Annotated in this window: 2 protein-coding genes; one reads left to right on the forward strand and one right to left on the reverse strand. The window is 36.3% G+C overall.

The genetic code is table 11. The annotated features are described in order from the left end of the window. Positions 1–117 precede the first annotated feature (117 nt). Complete coding sequence (locus CWB65_RS19475; RefSeq protein ID WP_008131379.1) at positions 118–753, forward strand: methyltransferase family protein; 636 nt, start codon at positions 118–120, stop codon at positions 751–753. Positions 754–760: 7 nt separating this feature from the next. Here CWB65_RS19475 and CWB65_RS19480 read toward each other — a convergent pair whose 3' ends face one another. Beyond that, positions 761–2,632, reverse strand: coding sequence for a putative bifunctional diguanylate cyclase/phosphodiesterase (locus tag CWB65_RS19480; protein WP_239104514.1), 1,872 nt, complete (start codon positions 2,630–2,632; stop codon positions 761–763). Between the last annotated feature and the right edge of the window lie 31 nt (positions 2,633–2,663).

Consider the following 2,663-nt stretch of genomic DNA (forward strand, 5'->3'; position numbering starts at 1 on the left):
GCAAACACGGGGCGATTCATAAAGTTATTATTGGTTTTGTTTAACTTTACTTGTTAAAAATCCTTATGGGCTTTATGCTCTCCTTTTGTTAACGCTTTTACTCATTTAGGGTCCTCTATGTCTTTCCCCTTATTTATTGATGACTCACCTTCTTTAATAGAGTTTACTCGTATCTACCTTGCTTTGTTTTATACATTTGTAGCAGGCTTTTATACCTATAGAATTATTTATATGTCACGTACTGAGAAAGAAAACATTGTTTTTCCTGGAGTTAAGTATTGTGCAAGTTGGTGGAACCATACTGTGTTTAAGTTCTTTAGAGCCTTGATATGGTTTGTATGTGTATTGCGAGTGTTTGTTCCTTCACTTGATAATTACTTAGGGCTATTTGCTGGTTTGAATGATTGGCCCGGTGTTATGTTTGGCAATGTACTTTTGACAGCAGGTTTTGCTTTATCGATGCTTGTTCATTTTAATATGGCTTCATTATGGCGTTCAGGAGTTGATCCAAACGGTCCACGGGAATTAAAAACAAAAGGGTTATATCAGTTTTCTAGAAACCCAATGTATTTGGGCGTGATAGCCGCTCAAATTGGATTTTTCTTAGCGTTGCCAAGCTTATTTAGTTTAATATGCTTAGTCATTGGGGTCGCAGCTATATACAGGCAAACTCTGGTAGAAGAAAAGCATTTAACCGAGAGCTTTACAGTTGAATATAAACAATATTCACAGGTAGTGCCTCGCTGGTTTTAATTGCGCGTTATTCTTCAATGAACTCGCTGACAAACACCTTTTTTGAAACTGGTTTAGAAAAGTAATAGCCTTGAATATAATCACATTGCATCTGTTTTAGTAACATGTACTGCTCTTGTTTTTCTACTCCCTCAGCAACTACTTCTACATTTAAGTTATGGGCCATTGTGATAATAGCCCTTACTAGTGCAATGCTATTATCATTTTTTTCTATATCCTTTATAAATGAACGATCTATTTTAAGGATGTCGATATCTAATCGTTGCAAATATGCCAATGATGAGTAACCCACGCCAAAATCATCAATAGCAACATCTATTTGAAATTCACTTAGTCGCCTTAGCTGTCGCTTTATTTCTGAATCAGTTCCCATTAGGGTGTTCTCTGTTACTTCTATTAAGACAGAGTGTTCGGGTAAATTGAATTGTTTGCTTGCCTGTATCCATTGCTCAACCCACTCACCAGATCGATCAATCTCCAGTGGTGAGGTATTAACACTAACTTGTATAAGGCGTTTAGATATTTTATTGAATAAAGTGCAGTCTTGTATTGCTTGCGATTTCACCCAGCGGCCTATGTCGCTTATTAAGCCATTTTTTTCTGCCATAGGGATAAATTCATTGGGCCCTATTAATCCTTTTTGTGGATGATTCCAGCGGATCAATGCTTCGGCTTTAGTAATGCTCTTACCGTCTACAGAAAAAATAGGCTGATAGTACAATTCAAACTGATTTTCTTTTAAACCAAGTTTTATTTCTTCTATGAGTTTTCTTTTCTCAGTGGCTTTTTCTTCAATTGAATAAGAGAAAAATTCGTACCTATTTCTACCTTTCTTTTTAGACAAATACATTGCTTGGTCGGCACGCTTAACGAGCTCTTCAACTGTTTTACCATGTTCTGGGTAAAGAGTAATACCTATACTTGCGGTAACATACACTGTCTCTTTTTTTACTTGAATTGAAGTTAATAGGGCATGTTGTACGCTATTTGCAACTTTTGCGGCTCTTTCTAGGTCGGTGACGTTTTGAAGTATTAAAGTAAACTCGTCCCCCCCCAGTCGCGCAATAATATCTTGTTCAGTAATGCATGCTTTTAGTCTATTTGCAACTTGATGCAACAGTAAGTCACCGTAATCATGGCCTAAATTATCATTTACTTCTTTGAACCCATCAAGGTCGATAAAAATTAATGCGAAATTTGTATCATGCGTATTGATTAACGATTGTATCTTTTCATAGAAATAGCGGCGATTAGGCAGGTCCGTAAGGCCATCTTGATATGCGTAGCGGTGAAGTTCGCTGTTAGCATTTTCAAGCTCTTGGGTACGTGTTTTAACTTGATTTTCTAAAGCGTGTTCACGTTGCTCTATTGTATAGAGCATATCGTTAAAACATACGGTTAATTCGCCAACCTCATCATTAGAGAGTTGCTCGGCACGTAAACTATAGTCATTTGATTTAGTGATATCGTTAGCTGTTTGAGCTAAATATAAAATGGGGCTTAAAAAACGACGCCTCAGGAACAATGAAATAATTAGGCTGACAGCAAAGGATAGTAGCGTGAGACTAATTATAAACTTTACATAAAAATCTATTCGATTATTGATATAGCTATTGTTAGCATAGATTACTAATTCGCCAACGTTGTTACCATCTATAGTCAGTTGTTTTTTTACTTCAACAGCATGCTCAACATTATCGGATAACATGTGCGAATTAGTTTTTGCTACAATATCTCCAGTTCGATTAGTAACAATAGCAGAGATTACATCTGTACGAGTAAGAATAGGCTTTATTAGTTCTTGAATTGCTTCTAAATCTTCAAAGATAAGTGCGGTGGCTATATTTGGCGACTGTAGTGGTACAGTGATTTTGGCCACCCATTAAGAAAGAAATGTTATGCTAATAAGC

The organism is Pseudoalteromonas sp. S554 (genome assembly GCF_005930865.1).
In the GTDB taxonomy this organism is placed as follows: domain Bacteria; phylum Pseudomonadota; class Gammaproteobacteria; order Enterobacterales; family Alteromonadaceae; genus Pseudoalteromonas; species Pseudoalteromonas marina.

What these genes read in the sequence shown, in the direction of transcription:
- CWB65_RS19475 (WP_008131379.1), top strand. Translation starts at nt 118, where the DNA reads ATGTCTTTCCCCTTATTTATTGATGACTCACCTTCTTTAATAGAGTTT.